This window comes from Paraburkholderia oxyphila NBRC 105797, assembly GCF_000685075.1.
GTDB classification, from domain to species: domain Bacteria; phylum Pseudomonadota; class Gammaproteobacteria; order Burkholderiales; family Burkholderiaceae; genus Paraburkholderia; species Paraburkholderia oxyphila.
Window position 1 is genome coordinate 21,716 of sequence record NZ_BAYD01000016.1, and the last position, 19,184, is coordinate 40,899.

At 63.2% G+C, this 19,184-nt stretch carries 12 protein-coding genes and 1 pseudogene; 10 read left to right on the plus strand and 3 right to left on the minus strand.

The genetic code is table 11. From position 1 onward, the window contains the following. The first annotated feature begins 104 nt into the window (after nt 1-104). The 4 genes from BO1_RS13535 (at nt 105) to BO1_RS13550 (ending at nt 6,784) form a co-directional block, all read left to right on the plus strand. Nucleotides 105-1,469, plus strand: coding sequence for a DUF1329 domain-containing protein (locus BO1_RS13535; RefSeq protein ID WP_028218018.1), 1,365 nt, complete (start codon nt 105-107; stop codon nt 1,467-1,469). A gap of 93 nt (nt 1,470-1,562) precedes the next feature. Next, nucleotides 1,563-3,395, plus strand: a complete 1,833-nt coding sequence (locus BO1_RS13540) for a DUF1302 domain-containing protein (protein ID WP_028218019.1) — start codon at nt 1,563-1,565, stop codon at nt 3,393-3,395. 45 nt (nt 3,396-3,440) lie between these two features. Further along, complete coding sequence (locus BO1_RS13545) at nt 3,441-5,801, plus strand: efflux RND transporter permease subunit (protein ID WP_028218020.1); 2,361 nt, start codon at nt 3,441-3,443, stop codon at nt 5,799-5,801. Nucleotides 5,802-5,818: 17 nt separating this feature from the next. Next, nucleotides 5,819-6,784 (plus strand): WD40/YVTN/BNR-like repeat-containing protein, encoded by a 966-nt coding sequence (locus BO1_RS13550; protein WP_028218021.1) that lies wholly within the window; start codon nt 5,819-5,821, stop codon nt 6,782-6,784. 415 nt (nt 6,785-7,199) lie between these two features. Here BO1_RS13550 and BO1_RS57410 read toward each other — a convergent pair. Together BO1_RS57410 and BO1_RS13565 are read right to left on the minus strand one after the other, a co-directional pair. Further along, nucleotides 7,200-7,957: pseudogene (locus BO1_RS57410) on the minus strand (IS5 family transposase). A gap of 70 nt (nt 7,958-8,027) precedes the next feature. Next, a complete protein-coding gene (locus BO1_RS13565) occupies nt 8,028-8,681 on the minus strand; it encodes a TetR/AcrR family transcriptional regulator (protein ID WP_028218024.1) in 654 nt (217 codons plus the stop codon). Nucleotides 8,682-8,814: 133 nt separating this feature from the next. Here BO1_RS13565 and BO1_RS13570 point away from each other — a divergent pair, with 133 nt between their 5' ends. From BO1_RS13570 to BO1_RS13590, 5 genes are all read left to right on the plus strand, one after another. Beyond that, nucleotides 8,815-10,425 carry an AMP-binding protein gene (locus tag BO1_RS13570; RefSeq protein WP_028218025.1) on the plus strand — a complete coding sequence of 537 codons (1,611 nt, stop codon included), beginning with the start codon at nt 8,815-8,817 and terminating at the stop codon, nt 10,423-10,425. A 28-nt stretch (nt 10,426-10,453) separates the two neighbouring features. Then, nucleotides 10,454-13,741 carry a carboxyl transferase domain-containing protein gene (locus tag BO1_RS13575; protein ID WP_028218026.1) on the plus strand — a complete coding sequence of 1,096 codons (3,288 nt, stop codon included), beginning with the start codon at nt 10,454-10,456 and terminating at the stop codon, nt 13,739-13,741. Between the two features lie 204 nt (nt 13,742-13,945). Further along, nucleotides 13,946-14,797 carry an ATP-binding domain-containing protein gene (locus BO1_RS50920; RefSeq protein WP_281179183.1) on the plus strand — a complete coding sequence of 284 codons (852 nt, stop codon included), beginning with the start codon at nt 13,946-13,948 and terminating at the stop codon, nt 14,795-14,797. Nucleotides 14,798-14,843: 46 nt separating this feature from the next. Next, complete coding sequence (locus BO1_RS57415; RefSeq protein WP_322788526.1) at nt 14,844-15,068, plus strand: hypothetical protein; 225 nt, start codon at nt 14,844-14,846, stop codon at nt 15,066-15,068. A gap of 100 nt (nt 15,069-15,168) precedes the next feature. Continuing rightward, nucleotides 15,169-15,552 (plus strand): DUF1841 family protein, encoded by a 384-nt coding sequence (locus BO1_RS13590; RefSeq protein WP_028218027.1) that lies wholly within the window; start codon nt 15,169-15,171, stop codon nt 15,550-15,552. Nucleotides 15,553-16,096: 544 nt separating this feature from the next. On the opposite strand, the gene BO1_RS13600 is transcribed toward BO1_RS13590, so the two are convergent. After that, the gene (locus tag BO1_RS13600; protein ID WP_028218028.1) at nt 16,097-16,537 is read right to left on the minus strand and encodes a hypothetical protein; all 441 of its coding nucleotides are present in this window, start codon (nt 16,535-16,537) and stop codon (nt 16,097-16,099) included. Nucleotides 16,538-17,015: 478 nt separating this feature from the next. Between BO1_RS13600 and BO1_RS50930 the strand changes: the two genes are divergently transcribed. After that, nucleotides 17,016-18,317, plus strand: a complete 1,302-nt coding sequence (locus BO1_RS50930; RefSeq protein ID WP_052409453.1) for a tyrosine-type recombinase/integrase — start codon at nt 17,016-17,018, stop codon at nt 18,315-18,317. Nucleotides 18,318-19,184 lie beyond the last annotated feature (867 nt).

Sequence of the window (19,184 nt, forward strand, 5' to 3'; positions counted from 1 at the left end):
CGGACGGCAAGTGGCTCGCGCCGAACGATCAGATCCTGAAAGCCCCAGGGCACGCGAATTTTGTGTGATAGACAAATGCAGGTGGAAACGGAAGGAGATCGAGAATGAGAAAGCAGATAAATGCAACCCTGTCGGCCGCTGCGGCTGCGTTCTGGCTGGTGGCGGGAAGTGCTGCGCAGGCGGATAACCTCACGCCGGCAGGCGCCGAAGGCTCGGCCAGCAAAGACGGCCTCGTGCCGGCATTCGCAGGTAGACAGGCGCCGCAATCCGGTTGGGAATACGGAAAAAATCGGGCTGATTTCTGGAAGCATCGTGACGAGAAGGCCCTTTATTCGATCAACGCGTCGAATGTCGACAAGTACGCGGACAAACTGTCTCCGGGGCAAATCCAGCTGATCAAACAAATTAAAGGCTATCGCATGGATGTCTATCCGTCGCATCGCGAATGTCAGTTGCCGGATTTCGCCGAGCAAAACTCAAAGGCGAATCTGACTGCGGCGAAGCTGGACTCGACCGGCGAGGTGATCCAGACGGCGGTCTTCCCCGGCGTGGCGTTTCCAGAGCCCAAAAACGGAGCCGAGGCCATCCTGAATTACGAGATGCGGTATCGAGGAATCGGCATTGAATGGTCTCCGGTCGTCACAACTGTCTCTCCGCATCCAGGAGGCAGCGACTGGATCGAAATTGGAGGAACGCAGATTTTCTATTTGCCAACCGGAAAGGACGGCAAGATTTCGCCGCAGGACGTGGAGCAACTCAGTGCCGCCGGCTATTTTTCGGCAGACACGCCGGCAGCGCTGGCGGGGCAGTCAGTCGTTCAGCGACAGTTTTTTGACAAGGACTCTGATACGTACTACTACTTTCCAGGGCAGCGTCGGGTGAGGCGCATGCCGGCCTATACGCATGATGCACCGCAAATCGGCTTCGAGAACCAGTACCTGATGGACGAAATCAACATGTTCAACGGCTCGATTGACCGCTTCGACTGGAAGTTGATCGGCAAACGTGAAATGGTTGTTCCGTACGACGACTTCGGCATGTACGACTTCAAGGACAAGCTGCACGACGTCGCCACACCCAACGGTATTTCGCCCGATCATCGCCGCTACGAGGTGCACCGTGTCTGGGTGGTCGAAGCAACACTCAAGCCTACGGCGCGTCACGTCGCTTCGAAGAAGGTCTTCTATCTGGACGAGGACAGCTGGCTCGCGCTCGTGGGCGAAGACTATGACGCGCAGGGCAAGCTCTGGAAGGTGCGCGAGAGCTACCCCATTCCGGTGTGGGAGCTGGGCGGTGCCTGCGATAACGAGCCATTCGTGCAGTATGACCTGAACAACGGGCGCTACGTGTTTGACGGTTCGTCCATCGGTCAGGGCAAGGACATCCACTGGTACGGCCAGACCAGCGATCCGCGCTTCAGGTCCGACTTCTTCACGGCGGAATCGTTGCGATCGGTCAGCGAGCGTTAAGGCGCAGCGGGAGAACAACAGGGGACCGGCACGCGCAACGATCCGTGCTGGCATTAATAAGGATTGAGGCAAGCAGGGCGGCAGGGGAGATTCATGAAAGCGAAAGCAATAGGAAGGACTGCTACTGTTTCACTGGCGATGGTTGGCGCGGCGGCGAGCCCGAGCGCCCACGCATACGAGTTCACGACGGGGCTGGGCGACCTCACGGGCTCATGGGTGACCAACCTCACGGGGGGCGCGGGCATCCGGACCAAAAACCCGAGTTGCTCACTTACGGGCGACCCGAACGTATTCGGTTGCGGCGCAGCCGCCAACGTCAATCAGTGGGGCGCCGCCGACGACGGCGACCTGAACTACCGTAAGGGGCAGCCCTTCAGCACCTACATCAGCGCGACCAGCGAGTTGCTCTTCAAGATGCCGAGTGAAGGGCTGAAGTTCATGATCCGCGGCACCGGCATGTACGACTTCCTCGCCGGCGACACGAACCGCACGCCGCTCTCGAGCACCGCCGCGGCGCAGGTCGTCTACAACGCGCAGTTGCTCGACCTGTGGGGCGAGAAGGACTTTACGATCAACGGACAGAACGCGCACGTGCGTCTCGGCAACCAGGTGATCAACTGGGGCGAGAGCGTGTTCGCGCAGGGCGGCATCAACGCCACCAACTCGCTCGACGTGCAGAAGCTGCTGATCCCCGGCTCTCAGCTGAAACAGGCGCTGCTGCCCGCGCCGATGATCAGCTTCGCTGCCGATCTTTCTCATGGCTTCAGTACTGAGGATTACTATCAGTTCCAGTGGAACGGAAACCGCTATCCACCAGTGGGCTCGTACTGGTCCACTTCGAACAGCCTGGGCCGCGGAACGGACCCATATACGGTGAGCACGACCAACCTCAACGTGGCCGGCCCGAGTGCCGGCACCATCGCAGGGGCCAGCAGCGGCAACCAGAACGTGCTCAACGGCATCAATTCCGGCCTTGTCAACGGTGCGTTTGCCGGACCGCCCTGGAACGATATCGGCCTGCCCGTCAACTGGCAGGCGCCGTCAAAGTACCATCCGCAGTTCGGCGTGAAGTTCAACTATTCGCCGCGCTCCTTCGATGCGAATTTCGCGGTCTATTACGAGAACTACACCGACAAGTCGCCGGTGCTCTCGTCGCTCGCCAACGGGACGCTGGACTATTCGTATCTGCAGAATCGCCAGCTCTTTGGTGCCAGCGCGAATTTTGGCATTGGCGACTGGGCGATCGGCACCGAGCTCTCGTACCGGCCGCACGATGCCGTGGCGCTATCGAGCTGCTATGGCGCCGGCGGCCCGCTCGATCTGAACACCAACGGCGTGGCCGGGGTGAATTGCCAGCAGTGGGCCGACGAGAAGAAGCTCCAGTACGACATTAATGGGATTCTGGCACTGACGCGCAGCGAGTATCCGTTTCTCAAACTGATCGGAGCGGACGAGGCGACGCTGACCTGGGAGCTCACCTGGATCTACTACCCGGGACTGAGTTCGAACGGGGTTACGCGCTCGGTCGACGGTCAGCTCGTCACGCAGGTGCCACAGGCCGGCTACCTGCCGTGGTTGAACAACAACTCGGGTCTCGGCTACCCGATCGGCATGGCGCAGGGCACCTCGAGCTCCGTGGGCGCGACTATCGACTTCAACTGGACCTACGACGGCACGCTCATCCATGGCTGGCAGGTGACGCCCGGCGTGACGTTCGCCGATGGTCTCTACGGCTATACGCCGACGCTCACGGCGAACTACCTGCAGGGCACGAAGTCGCTGAACCTCTATGTGCTGTTCAACCAGAACCCGACCGTCTGGCAGGCGGGCATCAACTACACGCTGTTCTGGGGCGGGCACAACACCGTAGGCAACCCCTACGCGGACCGCAACTTTGTCGGGATGTTCGTCACCCGCAATTTCTGACGATGTCATGTCGTACGCCATTGAATCACCTGAAGGAATAACGCCGTGTTAAATCGCCTGGTCAAAGCGCTGGAAAGGTTCTTCTTCAGCCACCGTGCTGCGGTGCTCGTGAGCATCGGGCTGTTCACCGCAGTCATGGCCTTTTTCGCCGTGCAGTTGCGCATGGATGCGGGCTTCGAAAAGCAGATGCCGATCGGCCACGAATACATCCGGACCTTCCAGAAGTACCGTTCCGACCTGCTCGGCGCGAACCGGATCACCGTGGTGGTGCGCGCCCGCAAGGGCTCGATCTGGACGAAGGAGGGGCTCACGCGGCTGTACAAGGTGACCCGGGCGGTCACGTATCTGCCGAACGTGGACCGCATCGGCGTGCAGTCGCTGTGGACGCCGAACGCCTACGTCAACGAGATTACCGACGAGGGCTTTCGCGCCGAGCCGATCATCTCCGGCACGATCACCCCCGACCAGCTCACCCCCGACATTGTCGCGAAGGTCCGCCGCGCGACCACGCTGGGCGGCTATATCGGCACGCTTGTTTCGCATAACGAAGACAGCGCCATGATTACGGCCGAGCTCAACGAGCGCGACCGTAACGGCAAGGTGCTCGATTACGTGGCGTTCAACCATCTGCTCGAAGCGCAGATCCGCAAGCCGTTCGAGGATGCGGGCTATGAAATCCAGATCATCGGCTTTGCCAAGCAGATTGGCGATATCGCCGATGGCGCGACCGCCGTGCTCGGCTTCTGCGGCATTGCACTGCTGCTCACGGCGCTCGCGGTCTACTGGTACTGCCATTCGGTGCGCTTCACGGTGCTGCTGATTTCGTGCTCGCTCACGTCGCTCGTCTGGCAGTTCGGCACGCTGAAGCTGCTTGGCTTCGGTCTGGACCCGCTCGCGGTGCTGGTGCCATTCCTCGTGTTCGCGATTGGTGTCTCGCACGGCGTGCAGCAGGTCAACTTCATCGTCCGCGAGATCGCGCATGGAAACAGCTCGTTCGTCGCGGCCCGCCATAGCTTTAGTGGCCTGCTGATTCCAGGCGTGCTGGCGCTGGTGACGGCGTTCGTGTCGTTCATCACGTTGCTTCTGGTCCCGATTCCGATGGTGCGCGAGCTGGCCATCACGGCGTCGCTGGGAGTCGGTTACAAGATCGTGACGAACCTGATCCTCTTGCCCGTTGCGGCCTCTTGCTTCAACTTCACCAAGGCCTATGCACGTAGCGCACTGAAGCGCAGCGAAACGCGCTCGGGATGGCTGCGTGGTCTGGCGAGGGTCGCCGAGCCGAAATATGCGGGGCTCGCGGTTGCGCTGACCCTGGTGATCTTCGCGCTCGCGGCCTGGCAAAGCCGCGACCGGGTGATTGGCACACTGCAGCCCGGCGCGCCGGAACTCCGCGCGGATGCGCGTTTCAACCGCGACGCCACATCGATTGCCTCGAACTACGACATCGGTCTCGACTGGCTCACTGTCGCAATCGAGTCGGCTGGCAAGGCCTGTGATAACCCAGCTGTCGGCCTTTACGAGGACGACTTCGCGAGTGCGATGCGCACGGAGCCGGGCGTGGTCTCAGTGCAGTCCTATTCGGCAATGCTGCGCCGCTATAACCAGGGATACAACGAGGACTACCCGAAGATGAACGTCGTGCCGATCGACCCAGAGAATTACGCGGCGGTGTCGGTGGACGTGGGACGGGTGAAGGGCTTCATGAAGGGCGATTGCAGCATGACGGCGGTGCATCTGTTCCTGACGGATCACAAGGCCACGACGATCAGCCAGATACTGAGCGACGTAAAGGATTACCGAGCATCGCATCAGTTTCCTGGGATTACCGTGCGCCTCGCGGCGGGCAATGCTGGTGTGCTTGCTGCCACGAACGAGGAGGTGGCGGCGTGGGAGCTGCCGATGATGCTCTACGTCTATGCCGCAATCCTGGTGCTGGTGTTCCTTGCCTACCGCGATTGGCGCGCGATGCTGGCGTGCTGCTTGCCGTTGACGGTGGCGACCTTCATCGGCTACTGGTTCATGAAGGAACTGCAGATCGGTCTGACCGTCGCCACGCTGCCGGTGATGGTGCTGGCTGTGGGGATCGGGGTGGATTACGCGTTCTACATCTACAACCGGTTGCAGGTGCACCTGGCGAGTGGCCAGACCATCGTGACCGCGGTTCGGCTCGCCATGCTCGAAGTGGGCGTGGCGACGATCTTCACGGCGATTACGCTGGCCATCGGCGTGGCGACATGGAGTTTCTCCGCGCTGAAATTCCAGGCAGACATGGGCAAGCTGCTGGCATTCATGTTCCTCGTGAACCTGCTGATGGCGATGACGGCGTTGCCCGCGCTGGCCTCGGTACTTGAGCGCTGGTTTCCGCGCCGTCGGCCGGCGAGGGCGCCGGGGCTCTTCACCCACTGATCGAGGGAGATGCAATCATGATAAAGACGCTTCTTGCCTGCGCCGCGTTGTGCGCAAGTGCTGCGGTTTCAGCACAACCGCCGGGTACCGTCGCGGATTGGGCGGCGATGCCTGCGCACACGTGGGCTGACCCGGCCCACATGATGCTGCTGGACGCGACGCGAGCGGGCTCCCGTCTCGTCGCGGTGGGGGAACACGGCGTCGTCGTTCTTTCGGACGACGACGGACGTACCTGGCGCCAGGCCCGCCGGGTGCCGGTCTCGGCCACCCTTTCGGCCGTCACGTTCACCGACGGGCAACACGGCTGGGCGGTGGGCCAGTGGGGCGTGATCCTCGCGACGGTCGATGGCGGGGAGACATGGCAGAAGCAGCGTATGGACATCTCGGTGGACCAACCGCTGTTCTCGGTGCTCTTCACGAGCGGGAAGGACGGGATAGCCGTGGGGCTGTGGTCGCTGATGCTCGCGACGCACGACGGCGGCAAGACGTGGGCAAAGGTGACCGTGCCGAAACCGCCGGGCGCTAGCAGGGCGGACCGTAATCTGTACCATCTTTTCGCTGATCCAAAGGGGACGCTTTATATTGATTCAGAGCAGGGAAGGGTGCTGAAGTCGACCGATAGCGGCGCGAACTGGAGCTGGCTCGCAACCGGCGGCAAGGGAACGCTGTGGTCCGGCGTAGCGATGCCCAATGGCCGCGTCGTCGTGGGGGGGCTTTTGGGCAGTCTGTTCCAGAGCGACGATGGAGGAAGGACGTGGATAGCGCTCGACACGGGGACGAAAAGCTCTATCACCGATCTGGTCGCAAACGGCAGCGGACTGATTGGTGTCGGGCTTGACGGCTTTGTGTTGAAGCGGCGTATGAACGACATGGTGTTCCAGGTTTCTCAGAGGGACGATCGGGCGCCCCTGACTGCGGCGCTCGTCGGCGCGGGTGGAAAGCTTGTTACGTTTTCGCAGGACGGCGTTCTTGTGGCCCCCTGAATCTGAACGGACTGGGTCGTCGAAGCGCTATTGCGCTGCGCATGGCATTTTCCACACACGCGCCACGCTATGGGCACGTCGTTTTAGCCGGGGGCCTTCGCCCGAGCCTTGGTAAGACGCCGGTTTCCCTTCCTCTAACCCGCCTTTGGCCGAAGTGCCGCGAGGATGGCGCCCCATGTAGTGAATGATCACTGCCTCAGTACTGCCATAGACTACACTCGTGATAACCGAAGTGAGCGGGAGAATTCCGGTCGGTAACCGTACGTCTTCAAAGCGCTTTCGAGGAGAAAGACCAGGCCGCATCGGTGATCGGGGAATACCGCGTGGCGGTTCAGCGGCCCCCTGAATCTCCGGACACGGTCTCCCGCTTAAACTAACAGGTAGGCATAGGACCATGTTTTTGACTAGGCTCTGTTCACATTTTCCCGAATGGGCCAAACGCACAGGCAGGGGACGCGAACACCAGGTAGCTGTCCGCGAGCTTGTCGTAACGAGTGGAGACTCGACGAAAATGCTTGATACGGTTGAAGAAGTGCTCGATCACATTACGTGTGCGGTACGGCATCCGGCTGTAGCGGCGTTTCGACTTGCGGTTAGAGCGCGGCGGAATGACAACTTTGGAGTCGGTGGAGCGAACCGCCTGTACAAAGGCATCGGAATCGTAGCCCTTGCCGGCAATGACGGCCTTGGCACGCAGATGCTCGACAAGCTCCTTCGCGCACGAGATGTCGTGGATTTGTCCTTCGGTCACGACCGGTCACTTCGGCCTGCCTGCCGCATTCACGGCCAGATGCAGCTTGGTACTCAGGTCACCTCGGGACCGTCCGAGCGCTTGCGGGCCGCTTTTTTTGATGCACCGGCCGAATGCAGGTGTGCTCGCACAATCGTCGAGTCGATCAGGATATGGTCGACCTCCGTCTCGCCTGCCATCGCGAGAGCAACGCGCTGCCAGACGCCTTTGCGTCGCCATCGGGAAAAGCGCGTATACACGGTGTGCCAGCGACCAAATTCGGCCGGTAGATCGCGCCAGGGGCTACCGGTGCGGCCTATCCATAGCACCGCTTCTAGGAACCAGCGATTGTCCGTAGCCGTTCGACCACGATCGCCTTCCTTGCCCGGCAGGATCGCGTCGACTTTCTTCCATATGTCGTCACTCAGCAGCGTTCGAATCATCCTGTACCGCTTACGCAAAAGACGAGATGTAAACACATTTCAGAAAATGTAAACAGAGCCCCGATTACCCCTAGGCCGTACGCTTGCGCCGCGTGCTCCGCAGCCCTAGCGCGCGGCACGCGATCCTGACGAGTTCCGGCACGATCTTGTCGACGTCGAGCTTACCGTCGGGCTTGTACCAAGCGTACAGGAAGCCGGGCACGCTGCACGCGGCGTGCGCAGTCACGCGCGTTTCGTCGAAATCGAACCAGCCGTCGTCGCGGCCTGCTTCGAGCAGCGCGCACAAGCGCTCGTAAAAGTGATCGGCGAGCTGCCGCTGCTGCTCCCGATATTCAGGGCGGAACGCCTGCGGCTCGCGCGCGGGGAAGAACGAGCTCGGGTAGTGCTCGATCGTCGCGCGGATCAATTGCTCGATGCCCGCAATTACCTTCTGGTGCGCGGGACGCGAATCTTCGTCGGGGAAATCCATCGCGGTAAAGCACGCGACGGTCGGCCGCCACGACAGCGTTTCGAATATCTCCTGCTTGCTGCTGAAGTAGTAATAGACGAACGGCTTGGTCACGCCGAGAGCCTGGACGATCTGCTCGACGGTTGTGTTCGCATAGCCCTGCGCGGCGAACAGCTGCTCCGCAGCATCGAGGATACGCTCGCGCTTCTCATCCGTGCCATGCGTGGCTACGCGCTGGCGTCCCGACTTCGCGGGGAAGGTCGACAATTGTTTCATACCCATTGGTAGCAAAAATAATACTGATTGGTATATCATAGGCAGACACTGCAAGGATTATTGCAGCCCGGCACGAAACCGCGCCTATCGCGGTGCTCGCACCGGCGAATCATGACACACAGGAGACACGTCCATGGCCGATGCCCCCCAGCAAGCCTTGCCGTTACATGAGACCCTGCGCGTTCACGCGCGCACGATGCCGTCCCGCGCGGCGCTGATCTGGTACGGACGAAGGATCACGTGGGCAGAGCTCGATGCCGCGAGCGACGCGTTCGCCGCCCGACTGCAGGCGCTCGGCGTCGCGAAGGGCGAGCCGGTCGCGCTGTTCATGAACAACTGCCCGCAGTATCTGATCGCACATTTCGGAATCCAGAAGATCGGCGCGGTCGTCTGCCCGTGCGGGCCGCTGAACAAGGAGCACGAACTCGCGTATCAGCTCGGCGACCTGCAGGCGCGCGTGATCGTCGCGGCCGACGTGCTGCTGCCCATCGTCGACAAGGTTCGCGCCCAGACGCAGCTGAAGCACGTGTTCGTGATTCGCTACGGCGATCTGTTGCCAGACGCGCCAGAAATTCCGGTACTCGCCGAGCTGCTCGACATGCGCGCGCAGTCGGCGCCGGTGCCGGCCGGCTGCGAGGATTTTCTTGAAGTTGCGCGCTCGGGTGAACGTCCGTCGCCGGTCGACGTCAGGATGGATGATCTCGCGCTGATGACCTACACGTCCGGCTCCACCGGACTACCGAAGGGCGCGATGCTGACGCACGGCAACGTGCTGTTCAAGGTTTCGGCTTACGCGCGGACCAACGAGCTCGGACCCAACGACGTGTTGCTCGCGGTCGCGCCGCTTTATCACATCGCGGGGATGAGCAGCGGCGTCTGCGCGCCGGTCTACAACGGCGCGACGTCAGTGCTGTTGTACCGCTTCGATCCAGTGGCCACCGCGGCTGCGCTCGAACGCTATCGCGTCACGTTTTGGTACAGCATCGCGCCGATGAATGTCGCACTGATGCAACTGCCCGACGTGCGCGAGCGCGAATGGAGCGCGCTGCGCCGCAATCCGGTCACAAGCTTCGGCATCATGTACACCGAGGCACTGGCGGACCAGTGGCGCGAATTCACGCCGAACTGCATCTCCGCAGAAGCGGCATACGGCCTGAGCGAAACGCACACGTCCGATACTACGATGCCACCCGGCGCGATCCGCTGGGGCACGCACGGCAAGCCGGTGCCCGGCAACCTGATCCGCATCGTCGATCCCGTGACCGGCGAGCCGCTGCCGGCCGGTGAAATCGGTGAGATTACGATCCACGGGCCTGGCAACTTCCAGGGTTACCTGAACAAGCCCGAAGCGACCGCCGCGACGCTGCGCCACGGCTGGGTCTACACCGGCGACATGGGCAAACTCGACGCCGACGGCTATCTGACTTTCCTCGGTCGCTTCAAGGAAATGATCAAGGTGTCGGGCTACAGCGTGTTTCCCGAAGAGGTCGAGGCCATTCTGATCAAGCATCCGGCGATCGCGCAGGCCGCGGTGATCGCGAAGCCGGACCCGGAGAAGGGCGAGGTCGTGTGCGCGTTCATCGTCAGGAAGCCGGGCGTCGATCTGACGTCCGCCGCGCTCGTCGCGTGGGCGCGCGAGAACATGGCGGCCTACAAGGTGCCGCGCGACGTGCGCTTCATCGAGGCGTTGCCCGCGACCGGCGCGGGCAAGGTGCTGCGGCGCATGCTGAAGAATCTCCTTTGACCATTTCCGCACCATTCACTTCGTTACCATGACTCTAGCTCTATTCAAGAAAGTCCTCGTCGCGAACCGCGGTGAGGTCGCATTGCGCATCGTGCGCGCGCTGCGAGAACTGGGAGTCGCGAGCGTCGCCATCCACGCCGACGACGATGCCCATGCGCCGCATGTACGCGCCGCCGATGCGGCGGTCGCGCTCGGCGGCACCGGGGCCGCTGCGTATCTCGACGGCGTGCGGCTGATCGCGATCGCGCGCGAGCACGGTTGCGACGCTGTGCATCCCGGCTACGGCTTCCTGAGCGAACGCGCCGATTTTGCGTCCGCGTGTGCGACGGCCGGCCTGCGTTTCATCGGACCGACGGTCGAGCAGCTCGCGCTGTTCGGCGACAAAGCGCGCTCGCGCGCGCTCGCGCAACGCTGCGACGTGCCGGTGACGCCCGGCAGCCAGCAAGCCGTCACGCTCGACGAGGCACTGGCATTCTTCACTGCGCAATACGGCGCCGGCGTGATGATCAAGGCGATCGGCGGCGGCGGCGGGCGCGGGATGCGTGCGGTGATGTCCGTCGAAGACCTGCCAACCGCCTACGAGCGCTGCCGCAGCGAGGCGAAGGCGGCGTTCGGCGTCGATGGTGTCTACGTCGAGCGGCTGATGACGGGTGCGCGCCACATCGAGATCCAGATCGTCGGCGACGGCGACGCGGTGCTGTCGCTCGGCGAGCGCGAATGCACGCTGCAGCGGCGCTTCCAGAAGCTCGTCGAGATCGCGCCGAGCCCGTCGCTTTCTGACGTGCTGCGGCAGCGGATCGTCGCCGACGCGCTCAGGATGGCGCGCGACGTCCGCTACGAAGGGCTCGGCACGTTCGAGTTTCTCGTCGATCAGGCGTCGGCCGATCTGCCGTACGTGTTCATCGAGGCGAATCCGCGTCTGCAGGTCGAGCACACGATCACTGAGGAAGTGACGGGCATCGATCTCGTGCAGACGCAGATCGCAATCGCTGCAGGCGGCCGGCTGTCCGATCTTGGTCTCGACGCGGATAGGCCGCCCGCGCCGCACGGCTTCGCGATCCAGTGGCGGATCAACGCGGAGACGCTCGACGCGCACGGCAACGCGCGACCGGGAAGCGGCACGCTGACGCGCTTCGATCTGCCGGCCGGGCCGGGCATCCGCGTCGATACGCACGGCGTAGCCGGTGGCGAGCCGTCTCCGCATTACGACACGCTGCTCGCGAAGCTCGTGGTCCATACGCGGGGCGTGTCGTTCGACGATGCGCTTCGCCGTTCGCAGCGTGCACTTGCCGAATTCCGGATCGCGGGTGTCGCGACGAACCTGCCGTTGCTGCGCGCACTCGCGGCGGATCCGGCGATGGGGAGCCAGAACGTCCATACGCGCTGGCTCGAGGCCGCGCTGCCGGTGCTGGTCGATTCAGCACGCGCCTATGAGGACCGTTCGGTTGAGTGCGACCGCACGCCGGTCGCCGCCGCTTCGGAGGGGCATCCAGCCGCGCCCGAGCATGCGGTGCTCGCGTCGATGCCCGCGCGCGTCGTGCAATTGTCGGTGTCCGAGGGCGATGTCGTCGCTGCGGACGCCGAGCTCGGCGTGCTCGAATCGATGAAGATGGAGCTTCTGCTGCGCGCGCCGCACGCGGGCCGCGTGACGTCGATTCTCGCCGCGCCGGGCAGCTATCTCACGCAGGGGCAGGCGGTGCTCGTGCTCGAGCCGGTCGACGTCGACGGCGTCGACGCGATTGGCGACGAGGTCGTGCATGATCCGGACCGGATCCGCGCCGATCTGCAGAAGGTAATCGACCGACACGCGCGGACGCTCGACGCCGCGCGTCCGGACGCGGTCGAGAAACGCCACGCGCGTGGCGGGCGCACCGCGCGCGAGAACATCGCCGATCTGTGCGATGACGGTAGCTTCATCGAATACGGCGCGCTCGCGGTCGCCGCGCAACGCAGTCGCCGCACGCTCGACGATCTGACCGCGAACACGCCTGCCGACGGGATTGTCACCGGGATCGGTACTGTGAACGGCGCGCTGTTTGGCGCCGAGCGCGCACGCACGACTGTGATGTCGTACGACGCGACTGTTCTGGCCGGCACGCAGGGCTATTACAACCATGCGAAGACCGACCGGATGCTCGAGCTTTCGTTGCAGCAGAAGCTGCCGGTCGTGCTGTTCGCCGAAGGCGGCGGCGGCAGACCCGGCGACGTCGATTCGCCGATGGTCGCGGGGCTCTACTTCGGCACGTTCGCGAGCTACGCGGCGCTGTCGGGCCAGGTCCCGGTCGTCGGGATCACGTCAGGCCGCTGCTTCGCGGGGAACGCGGCGCTGCTCGGCTGCAGCGACGTGATCATCGCGACGCGCAACAGCAATATCGGGATGAGCGGGCCCGCGATGATCGAGGGCGGTGGCCTCGGCGTGTTTACACCCGAGCAGATCGGGCCGAGCCAGGTCCAGCATGCGAACGGCGTGATCGACGTGCTCGTCGACGACGAGCACGAAGCGGTTGCCGCCGCACGCCGCTACCTCGGGTTCTTCCAGGGCGCGACGACGGACTGGCGCGCGCCAGATCAACGCACGCTGCGCCATGTCGTGCCAGAGAACCGACTGCGTGTGTACGATACTCGCGCGGCTATAACCGGTCTCGTCGACGAGGATAGCCTGCTGATGCTGCGCACCGGCTTTGGCACCGGGATCCACACCGCGCTCGCCCGGATCGAGGGCCGGCCGGTCGGGCTGATCGCGAACAATCCACTGCATCTGGGCGGTGCGATCGACGCGGACGCGGCGGACAAGGCCGCGCGCTTCATGCAACTGTGCAACGCACACGGGCTGCCGATCGTGAGCCTAGTCGATACGCCGGGCTTCATGGTCGGCCCCGACGTCGAGGCGACCGCGCAGGTCCGGCACGTGAGCCGGCTGTTCGTGATCGCGTCGCATCTGCGCGTGCCATGTTTTTCCGTCGTGCTGCGCAAAGGCTACGGGCTTGGAGCGATGGGGATGACGGCGGGCGGCTTTCACGCGCCGGTGTTCACGATCAGCTGGCCGACCGGCGAGTTCGGTGGGATGGGCCTCGAAGGCGCGGTGCGGCTTGGCTTTCGCAAGGAACTCGACGCACTTCCGGCCGGCCCCGAGCGCGATGCACTGTTCGACCAACTGCTGGCGCGGCAGTACGAGCGCGGCGCGGCGGTAAACATGGCGATGGCGCTTGAGATCGATGCGGTCGTCGATCCGGTCGAGACCCGTGCGTGGCTCGTGCGCGGGCTCGCGTCGGCAAAGACGGGCAAGCGCGTCATGCCTTTTGTCGACACGTGGTGAGCACGCCGGGGGGCGAGGGTCGTCCGTGCCCCGACGCGCCAATGCGTGTCTATTCGATTTACCGATCATCAGTCGCCACACAAAGAGCTGTCTGCCCGGGCGTCGCGGCGCCAATCGTCGATTGTTTTTCTGAAGGAGGCTTCCAAGTCTAAGACCCGCTAACACAACTGGACACGATGTTTGTGAGCCCATATCGTTGCACGCATCGAAGCCGATTACCTCCTCTTCGATGAGGCGCAGGACGGCGACGGCGTCATGCTTGCGATCCTCGGTCGACAGCGCCACGCGCAGATCATCCATGTGGGCGACACTTACCAGCAGGTGTACGAGTGGCGGGGAGCGGTCAATACGATGGCGCAGATCGACGCGCCCGAATGCGCGCTTACGGAGTCGTTCCGCTTTGGCACCACGTTCGCGGCGCTCGCGAGCCGCCTGCTCACGCTGCCCGGTGAGCGCACGCCCATCCGCGGACAGGACGCCATCGGCTCGATCATGGTGGAAGATCCCGCGATCACGCCGCCGGTCGACGCGATCCTGTGCCGGAAGAACGTCACGGCGATCTGGCAGTTCGCCGCAGGACTCGAGGCGGGACCTCGACCGGCGATCCGGATGAGTCCGGCCGAGATCCTTGCCTACGCTGACGGCGCAGACCGGCTGCTGGCCGGCCGGCGGGCGTTTCGCCCGGCGGCGTTTTCCCTTTTCGGGACCTGGAGCGAGGCACAGGCGTTTGCGCGCAGCGAATTGGGTCAGGACCTGCTGTCGGTGGTGCGCATCGTCGACGAGCTCGGTACGGACTATCTGCGGGCCCTGGCGCAGCGCTCGGCGGGGGAAGGCGCCGCCGACTATGTGATCTCGACCGTCCACCGCGCCAAGGGCCTCGAATGGAAGCGAGTCAAGGTTATGAGCGATTTTCGCCTGTGGGGTGCCGATGGCAGCCCGATGCCCCACGAGGATGAGCTCCGCCTGCTCTACGTGGCCGTGACCCGCGCGCAGCATGTCCTCGACATTTCCGGGTTACGCGATGAGTTGCTGCGATTGTTCAGTCGGCGGCACTGAGCGGCCGGCGCCCCGGATGCCGAATTGAAAGGAGCATGGCGGGAAATTGAGAAGCACGGTCAAATGGATTAATCTCGTCAGCCTGACCACAAGTGGGTCTTCGCTGCGCGCTTCCGGCGGGGGCGCCTTTGGCTGGAAATCCGCCTTGCCGATCCAGCGGCTGGGGGAAGCGCTGGCGGAAATCTGGCGGGTCGCCCGCGTCGATCCTGTTCTCGCCGACGACGGCGCTGTTAGCCGGCTCGAAAGCTTTCGCTGGCGCTCGAGCACGTAGACAGCTCGTCTCCCGTCTGCCGCCAGCGACTGAACTGAAGCGCAACGCCGCGACCGACGGCAGTTTTACGACAGGCAGAAGTCAGGACAAAACTTGCATCATGGAAAAGTACACGCCCGATTGCGCGCCCACACCTGGATCATGGCTCGAACTCGATGAACAGGAGCGCATTGCGCTCGTCGAGACGTATCACCGCGTCGCCCGGATCAAACTTCCCAGCGTCACGGCACACGCCGCGTTACACGTGATCGTCGAAAACCAGATCGCCCTGAACCTTGAGCCCGTGGTCCGGGCGATGCATCGCCTCAGGAACGAGGGACTGTCGCGACACGATGCGATCCACGCCATCAGCTCGGTCCTCGCAGAGCATCTGTTCGATATTCTGAAGACGGATCGGAACGACAACGCTGAAGCTTCACAGGCGGCTTACTACGCGGCGGTGGAGCGATTGACTGCGGCGCGTTGGCACCAGGGCGAACACTGATGCGGATACCGTCGAAGTTTCAGCCCTGGTTCGAAGCGCGGCAGCGTTTCAGGTTGAGCCATGCACATATCCAGATGGCCCGCGAACTGGGAATGAATCCCCGAAAATTCGGCTCGCTGGCTAACGGGCAGCAGGAACCGTGGAAGCGGCCCCTCGCGGAATTTATTGCACATTGCTACCACAAGCGCTTTGGCCGGACTACGCCGGAACACGTGCAATCTCTGGAAGAGGCCGTGAAGCATGCGGAAGGGCGGCGCAGCGAGCGAAGGGAAAGAAAGGCGACCCGGGCGGTTCCACCGGGCGGCACCAGGCCTGCCGCTGACGGGAAGGACGTTGCTTAAACCCGCCTGAACAGGTTTCGGCACCGTACAAGCCAGAGGCATGTTGCCATGACTGATGGCCGGGAGCCCTGCAGCAGCCATGGCTGCGCCGGGCGAATGCCGGTGAGCATGGCAGGATGGCCGTTCCGGCTGGATATCGCTGACCCGGGCGATGAGCCTTGCGTCGCGGTGTCGCTGCTGCGGAACCGCTGTTGCGCGATTGGCTACAGGCGTGCGTACGGGCGTTGCCCCAATGCGGCCTCATCGATCGCGCGCGCCAGGTGGGGCGCCGGAATCCACCGCCCCCCTTGCGCGATGAATCGCGCTGTCGCGTCGACGACAGGCTGGTTGCCCTCATCGGCCGATGAAGCCTGGACGGGCGCAACGACCGACTCCACGAGGGCAAATTGCTGCTTTTCGAATCGGCCGGGGTCGAGTCGACCTTCGGCATCGAACGCGAGCACAGCGTACGTGGTTCGAACGACGCGCACCGGCTCGCCGGCCACAAGTTCGACGACCACGCTGGCCATTCGCGCCCGTTGCCCTGCAAAAGCGGGCAGACGGTGACTTGCCGGATCGCGGAGCATCCGGTCGAACTTGCTGGCTGACAGCCGCCAGAGGGTATCGTCAGGAGCAACGAGAAACGTTCGGGACGAAAATCCCACCGCATGCCTCCTTGCGCCACAGCGCCCGGGCGACGTCACGCCCGGCACACGATCATAACGTGGCGGCACCGGCGCAGAGCGGGTGCCTGCAACTGGACCGCGTCAGGCAGCACGGCCGCCGGACCACAGGCTTGTCGCAGTCCATCATGCAATCGACGATACGCAGCTGACGCTGAGCCGGCAAGGAGGGCCTCGCGTGTCGGGTCGCAGGCCGAGCGCGGCGTTGTCCGGCGCGCGGTCAGTCCCGGGCATCGGGCGATCCCGTCCCGGTGCCGGTCTGGCACAGGCCATCGCCGTGGCCCAGCGTTTCGTTAAATATACACCGTAATACGTCAGTAATTTAACGATATGTCTACGATAATTCACATTATGCCTATTATGGGGAATTGACACGATGCCCCGGTCTGGCAGAATGTGCGCAGGTACGGCAGCCCGACACGGCTGCCAGAATGAACCGCAAACCTGATCAGGATGGTCGATGACGACGGAACCCGGCTTGCCCACCCGATACACTGCGGCGATCCAGCTGCGCGCGAGCCAGGTGGGCGGATTCGGCTCGAACCTCGGTGATCCGGACCGCCGCCAGGTCCGCGCCGAAACGGACCTCGAAGCGATCGTCCTGTGGCTGGCGAACTATCGGGACAGTCCCGCGACGCACGCGAACTACCGCAAGGAAGCGGATCGTCTGCTGCTCTGGGCCCTGGCGGATACCCTCAAGGGACCGGGCGCGATCACCCAGGACGACCTGAGGCTGTTCCGGGCGTTCCTCGCGAACCCCGAGCCAGGCAACCCGATCTGGACCGTAATCGACGAGCTCAAGCCCGTCTCGTCGCTCACGCATGAAGACCTGACGCGCTACCGGCAATTCCTGGCCGATCCCCAGCCCGGCTCGACGTGGATCACCGAAAACGGCGCCCGCTATTCGACGGACGATCCGCGCTGGCGACCGTTCGCGGGCCGGCTCGAGCCGGGCAGCATCAGGCAGGCTGTCATCATTCTCGACAGCCTGTTCAGCTGGCTCGTCGACGCCGGCTACCTGCGCGGCAATCCCCTCAGCCTGCTGCGCCAGCGGCGACGGCGGCCGGCGGACCGCGTGAGCCGGTATCTGCCGGCCGTGATGTGGCAGCACGTCAAGGACTACATCGCGGCCATGCCAGAGGAAGAGCCTTCGCAATGCCGCGAAAAAGCGCGCGCACGGTGGCTCATTACCCTCTTCTATCTGATGGGCATGCGGCTCTCTGAAGTGGCCGCGGGAACGATGGCGAACTTCCTGCGCGAGCTGGGAGCAGACGGCACGCCACGCTGGTGGCTGGAGGTCGTCGGCAAGGGGCTGAAGTATCGGCGCATTCCGGTTTCGGAGGAACTGCTGGCCGAACTGGTGCGCTATCGGCGTGCCCATGGCCTCGAGCCGCTGCCGAAGCGCAGTGAAGTCACGCCCCTGCTCCTGCCGTTCCGTCGACGCAAGGGCAACGCGTCAGGCGAAGGCGTTGACCGGAAGACCGTGCATAACGCGATCAAGACGGTCTTCGCGAAAGCGGCCGACTGGACCGAGGCCAGGGGCGGCGAGTCTGTCGAGCATGCGGACCACATCCGGCAGGCGTCCGCGCACTGGCTCCGGCACACCGCCGCCTCGCACATGCTGGACAACGACCTCGACCTGCGCACGGTGCGCGACAACCTGGGGCACGACTCCATCAATACGACGAGTCGCTACGCCCATGAAGAGGATGATCGCCGCCATGATGAAACCACCCAGGGGCACCGGATGAACTGGCGTTGATCCGTCCGGCAGGCACGATCCTCGACGGCGCGAATCGCGGAGCTGCTGTGTTTTCCGCGGATAAATACACTTAGGATTACAGAGCAAACTTCGATGACTTTTATTATGTTAAATAAGCTGAGCAATCCGCGGACGAGGGCGGTTGTCGTTGGTTTGCACAAGTTTGTTCCCGCTTTCTGCACAATTTTGTTCCGAGCCCCTAGGCCGAGATCATAGAGGCCGCATGCACCCGGCAGCAGGCGCTGGTTTCAACCGGTCCAATGCGTGTTTCGGCAACGTCCCGTCGAGGCGCGGCCGACGAGCGATACCGAATGAGGAAGCGCTGGCGAAGATACAAAATTGCTTCGAGTGCTCGCCGGAGGAACAAAATCGTGCAGAATTGCGCGCAGTAAATTTGTTCCCACAGGCCCGTGCTGCGGCCGTGTCACGGCCATTTCGCGGGAACAAAATTATGCAAACCAACGGCTACAGCTCTCGCAATCGCTGCAGCGCGTGGCAGACCGAAACCGACGTGGCCCGCTACGGCAACAATTTCCGCGGCGAAAACAGCCCGGCCATGCCGGGCAAATAGCTCGATATCTGATCAGCCGATGATGCCGCGTACGTACGGTAACCGTGTCCCCGATCGCAACCAGTCATTTTTTTGCGGCAGTACCCAAGAACCGGAGCGGTACCTTTTCAAGTCCGGCGTGGTGGCGTGCGGTGTCAGATGCGTTCTGACGATGACAAGTAGATCGAGCAGATGCTCGATGAAGCTATCCGACGAGTTGGAGCTACGCCAACATGCTCAACTCGCACAATCCGCTTTCAAAACTGGGGCAACATGGCAATGGCCTACGCCAACAGCTCATTCGAATGTGGCCACGC